The 6302-nt window shown below is 41.1% G+C and carries 4 protein-coding genes; all 4 read right to left on the bottom strand.

Annotated elements, in window-relative coordinates:
- Positions 1-192: 192 nt before the first annotated feature.
- Positions 193-882: an IS1 family transposase gene (locus H9Y05_RS16040; RefSeq protein WP_216714881.1), complete on the bottom strand. Its 690-nt coding sequence runs from the start codon at positions 880-882 to the stop codon at positions 193-195.
- A 174-nt stretch (positions 883-1056) separates the two neighbouring features.
- Positions 1057-1629: an RHS repeat domain-containing protein gene (locus H9Y05_RS16035; protein ID WP_216714880.1), complete on the bottom strand. Its 573-nt coding sequence runs from the start codon at positions 1627-1629 to the stop codon at positions 1057-1059.
- Positions 1630-1684: 55 nt separating this feature from the next.
- Positions 1685-2029, bottom strand: coding sequence for a hypothetical protein (locus tag H9Y05_RS16030; RefSeq protein ID WP_216714879.1), 345 nt, complete (start codon positions 2027-2029; stop codon positions 1685-1687).
- Positions 2026-6302 (bottom strand): RHS repeat domain-containing protein (locus H9Y05_RS16025; protein WP_216714878.1); only part of this gene is annotated, 4277 nt, incomplete at its 5' end. The genes H9Y05_RS16030 and H9Y05_RS16025, both read right to left, overlap by 4 nt.

The following is a 6302-nucleotide window of genomic DNA, read 5'->3' as shown; positions in this document are numbered from 1 at the left end:
TCTATGTCCAACTCTCCACCTGCAATCTCTGAACCGACTAAACGTGACGTCCATTGAACTTCTGTGGCTTGTGATGAAAATGAAGATAGAAAAAACAGGAATAATAAGTGGTACGAAAAGTATTTCAGCATTGTTTATGTTAGTTAACGATGGGTATCCGTGAATTGTATATTCTTTTAAATCATTGGACGGTTATAAGGCATCTAACTTCCAATTTCTATGATCTAAATATAATAAAATACTTGCTTTTAGCATATTCAGGTTTTTACTGTAACAAATTGTTTTACGGAAAAGACGTTTGATGTGTGTACGTAAAGTCAGATTTCCACGCTCAATATGGTTATTTGAATACCTGTGAGTATCATGTTTTATTGGTTGTATCAAATTTACATACACAGGTAATTTATCTGTTATAATTTTACGCGGATTTAATGATTTTATAGTTCCGATTACTTTCCCGATATTGTCTCTTGAACGTGAGCCGATAGCAACGTCTACAACTGTTTTGGTAGAACGATTGATCGCATAAATTATCCATTTATGATGAGATGAATGATTTCTTCCTACATACGTACATAATTCATCTACTTCATAAATTTGATTGGATTCCAAATAGGCAGGTTTCGTTACTGAAAATCCTAAAAACAGAATTCGACGCATAATCGTATTAGAAGAATATCCCAAAATCCTACTAATAGAACGTATTCCTAATCCTTCACAGTGATACAGTTTTATCATTTTATCGTCTTTTGGATCATATAATCGATATCGGTACATATCCTGTTGATATTTATGACAAGATTTACAATAATAACGTTGAATCAATCCTCTTTTGCCTTTACAGATCAATGAATTAGATGAACAATAGTGACAAGTTTTCATAAGTAAGCGCCATTTGATACAGCTGGTTCAAAATTTCTATTTTAAAGACAGATGATGAACTTTAGCAACTTCAAACATATAAAATCTCATCTAATTTCCAAACCCTTAAAATGATAATTTATTGATTTTTAAATGATTAAAGTCTTACAATCATCAAAAGTGCCATTTGACACACTACCCCCCGTCCGCATCAACAGTTTTATAAATCTGGGATACATATTCTACATTTTCTCTTATGGAATTATCGTTATAGTATTTACCAAAATTAACTGCTGCTTGATCGGCATTACTAAACAATATCCCCGGTTGTAATCCTTCCAACTCAATAGCATCTAAAACCCTATTTCCACTAAATGCATACGGTGAATAATATGGATATTTTGATGCCAACGGATCCACCGCAAAGAACCTACCGATTCTAGGATCATGCATGCGGTATTTATAATTTACAGATTCTCCAGCACCTTTCACCTCGTCATCCTTCTCTTGTCCTTGGAAGCCATATCGATAAGAATTATCACTTCCATTTCTGTTCGGCATTACCATTCCATACGGATAGTAATCTGTTTGCTGTACCACATCTGCTGTGTAAGATGGATTTGCAATCTTCAAATTAGAAATTTTCTTGCCACTACCATTAATCGAGAAGTCAACAATCATGGGTGCTGTCGGGTTGGCATCTGCAATGGTACGCTTCAAAACACCATTCATGTAGTATTTGATATTCAAAGAACAATTTGGATTCATATCAATTTATTGACTACACTACCAAAAGAACTCAGGTACAAGTTTGGAACACTACCTATAGTTTGCATTGCATCCTAAAAGTAGTGCCTTCATATTTTATAAAAAATCCATTTTTATTGACCCCTATGGTTTTTATAATTTTTTCAGCTTTATAAAATAGAAGATTACTTTCAACGATAAATTTTGCCCTAGTAATATCGGATTCCCCTACACATTTTTCAATAAAACTATAATCTAATTTATTTGTTTTATTATCTTTATTTTGAAGGACTATACTGTCATATTTTATATCAAAAAAACTTGGGTATCTTTCATTAAATTTAGCAACATGTGTTTCTTTCTTAAAGTTACAAGAAACAACAAATAAAATAGATATTATTAGTAATATTAATCGCATCATCCTCTAGGTTTACCACTTTGACTATTTCTAAGAGCCGGACTGCTTTTCCCCAAACCACCGGAATTATTATTATTAATGAATGGTTCGTCAAAATCTCCTTGTTCTTTCATTATTTCCCCTTTACCTGTATCTTCAATTTTTGTTTTGGTATCTTTAAATAATTCATTTGGGGTTGTAAAAGTTGAACCATAAAAAGATTCTTTGCCAAAATTGTTTTCCACATCATTATATTCAAAAAATGCTTCGATTGCTGACCTAACATAATCGGAACAATTATTTTTTGATCCTATATAATCAGGATTTTTTTCTATATGTTGTTGAAGTACAGATTTGATTTTTCCATCCATTTTCCTAGAAGAGTATAACTTCAGAACCCCATCAGCAGGTCGTCCTTCCCCACGGCTAGGGTCCCCACTCAATAATTCGTCCTCTGTAATTATTGTACCTCCTCCCATCTTCTTATATTGATTATAAACAGCTTCGACAGGAGTAGTTGTACTTGACTTTTGGTCCGTTACCCCTTCACCACCCGGCCATAAATCATAATATGTATAAGTACCATCAGGAATTCTCATTTGTGTCGTGAACTCCACGCCTAACGCATTAAAAGTTACTTCAACATTTTTATAATTTTGAACTGCGATTGCTGCGTGACCGTAACTACCATCTCCTGTTTTCCATATTAACACAATAATAGTATCACCGTTTTTATCTCCATATATAACAGGATTATTGCCAAAAGCAGCATAAGGAGATACATCAGGATATTTATCTTTTCGTGGGTCTAATGATAACCAACGTCCTATCCTCGGGTCGTATTGTCTAAACTCTGTTGTGTAGCTGTTTCCTGTTCCCTTGACTTCATTATCTGCTTCGTAGCCGTTAAACCCATATCGGTAGTCATCACCAGTATAAGACCTATTTGGCATCACCATACCATATGGAAAATAATCACTGTAACTCACCACATCAGCGGTGTAGTGTGCTACATGGTTTGTTCCGTCATTCTCCGGAAGCTTGCGGTCTGTAATTACTTGCAAGACATTCCCCAGATGGTTCGACAGTTCATACCGCTTGTCACCATAGGCATTATCCAATATACCACTGTAGTTAAACGGTGCTGCCTGTGTTAATGCCATATTTACCTGCTCTTGTCCCAATCTCGATGATCCATAAAGGTTGCGTTCCGAAAGATACAAATAATATGCCGTACCTCCACCATCAGCTGCACGGATATTTCCTGTATACACATGCATCACATTGCCCTGGGCATCCAGTACATAGTAGGTAGAAGTCACGTCTCCTCCCTCTGTCACATGCTTGGCAATGCGGTTGCCCAGTCCATCGTACTCAAAACGGATGGTGATGCCATTGGTCTTGGTAATCTGTTTCACCTTGCCAGTCACCGTCCATTCAATGGAACTGATGTCTTCGTCATCGTCGCTTACAAGTTGACCGATGGCATCGTATCCATAGTTGTCAATCGTCTGAGAATGGTAACCGATATCCCCCAGATTGTTCACCATATGATTGGCTTCGTCTAACACATGATTCAGCCTGTTTGTTCCCGGATCATACTCATACGTAAAATCATCCATTGGCGTGCTCACTCCTCCAATATAGCGTCTCAGGGTTTTTAAATTCCCATTCGCATCAAAGCTGTAATTGCTAGAATAACCCGAAGATGTCGGATTCTGAAGAAGCACCCGATTAAATCCTTCCATCGATTTGATGCGGTTCAACTGGTCGTACGTATAACTCGTCTGGTGTGTTCCCAGTGCCGTTTCACTGTTGTCACTTAACGCGGTAAACATACTACGGATGTTTCCGTTGTAAAGAGAAGCTCCGGTCGTATAGGCAGTCGAATGATCCAGCATCTGCATATTGGCTGCCACATAATCGTTGGCAAAGTAACTCAAACTGTATCCGAATACATCTCGTCCTACTTTCTCATTCAATGTGTTTCCTTTTCCGTCACGACCCATCATGGACCCGGCATTGATCTCCTCTCCGTTCACCGTCTTCAGCCATCCCTGGATCGTATAGGCATAGTCCATTGCCTGAGCTTTCTTGTCTGCCAGCTCTACACGTGCCAGTGGTCCGTGGTCGTAGTAAAAGTACTTCGCATCCTTTTCCCACAAGAAACCATCCTTGGAGGTCTCTGCAATCGTAATCCGGTTGTCATCATCATACGTGTAGCGGTGCATGAACTGGTCTTTCTGATCTTTCTGGTAGATCACCTTGTTCACATTCCCGCTCACCAGATCGTATTCGTATTTCAGGTGCTTGACCGCCTGTTCTTTGCTCATCAGGACCGCATCGTGGTGCACCTGCACAAGCTCACTCACATTGCCGTGTACATCGTAATTGTAAAACGTACCGTTCGTATAGCTGGCATTGCTGTTCGGATTGGAAGTAGACAGGTTCGCAAGGTACAACACACCCAGGATCCGGTTGCGGGTATTGTCATACGCGTAGTTCTCAAACAGGCTCGTAAGCTGTGAAGCTACAGGTAATCCGCCTGGAGTGTTTTGTGCCACAATGTCTCCCGGAAGTTCATCGTAAAGGGTACGCGTTACCTCTTCCCGAACTGTTGAAAAGTTGTTGGGGAAATTCGCATGGTTTACAATCGTAGTTTGCTCCACACCGTTGCTATTTATCAGTCGTCCCAGGTCGTTAATGCTGTGGTCTGCTTTGGTCAGCTCTCCAACCTCAATAACCCGTCCCAGTGCATCGTAGCGCGTATAGCTGTATTGATTGTTGGCACGCTGCAGATCATTCTGACTCATGATCAACCGTCCCAGTTTGTCATACGCAAAGCGGCTCTCTCCTCCATCCGGCGTTCGTTGATACACCAACTGGTTCAAGGAGTTGTAGCGGTACTGCGTTTCATAGGTATGCTCCGGTGCCACGTTCTGAGCACTGTTGAGCGGATTCAACAGATCCGTCGCATCCGGACTACTCAGACGCATTGTGTTGATGTCTGTATGGCTGGAACCGGTGTGTCCTGGTGATCCTTCGGATACAATCGGGCTGCCGGAATCGGTGTATTCAAAACGTTTCACGCCTTTGGGCGGAACCGTCTGAATCAGGTTCCCCGCACGGTCGTAATAATACAGTGTATAGTGGTATTCTTTGTCGTAGTAATATTGGGTCAGGGTTTCTTCAACAGAGGCGATCGCCTGACGGATGTACGCCTGTTGAAAGGCATCCGCCAGTTGATCCAGGTAAATCTCTTGCTGCAGCAATGCATTCACCGTCATCACATTGTTCACCCACTGACACGGATCCGGCTCCGGAAGTGTAACCTCCGGGATCGGTTGATTGGGTAGTAGCGGCGGACAGTACACTCCGTCTCTGTTTTCAATGTACGCTGCCGCAAAGGCATTCCAGGGCATGTAATCGGCATGAGCCGTATTCGAGGCATTCGATGCTTCGTACAACCCGATCACTGTTAGCAGTTCTGCATTCGAATAACCAATGGGTGTGCTCCCGAAATTCGCAATGGATAAATACATCGCGTCTTCCACCCCCTGGGAGTTGGAACAAAACGTGGTGATGTATTCTAAATAGGCGCCTGCGATATACGCATAGTTCCCCGCACAAAAATCCGCTTCCGAAAGCCGGTGCAGGTCATTGAACAGTACTTCGTCTGCTCCCCAGTACGCATTGTCGACGATGTTCATTGCTGCATCGTAATCCACATAAGCAGTGTTGCAGCTCACAGGAGCAACCGCCTGAGGTACACACACCGTGTTTTCAGGACAAAGAGTAAATGGCGACGGTTTCATACCGTAGATGCTCAGCATGTAAGTCCCGGTAATGGTCTGTGTTTGTGAGGTGTTGTCCAGATAGACCATCGCAAATGTACCGGAATACGCAGAATTTGAAAGAACATCGATCATTTCAAATGAAACAATTTGCTCCATGTCAGATGGAAAGGAAGAGAAACTGATATTTTTATTATCTCCTGCTAAAGTAGCTTCTCCTCCGGCCGGATTCACTCCAGAGAAATTAGCATTCGCACCAAAATAATCCGGTAAAACACTTTGTTGATAAGCCGTATTTGTTGTCAGATAACTCCCACCTGAATAAAAATATCCCTGATCTAACATCGATTGAAACACATTCACAAAACCGTTGGAGATGTCATTCATGGTGTTACACGGATCATAGCCCTGGCAAAAAACCAGTGGTTCCGCTAAGCTCGTCGATACATTCGTATACACATACGCCGTCCCGTTGTTGGAAAGACCTGATGAACTCAGCGTCT

The organism is Taishania pollutisoli, from assembly GCF_014518315.1.
GTDB lineage: Bacteria > Bacteroidota > Bacteroidia > Flavobacteriales_D > Crocinitomicaceae > Taishania > Taishania pollutisoli.
Note: the sequence above shows the minus strand (reverse complement) of the source record. Positions and strands in the feature narration are given on the sequence as shown.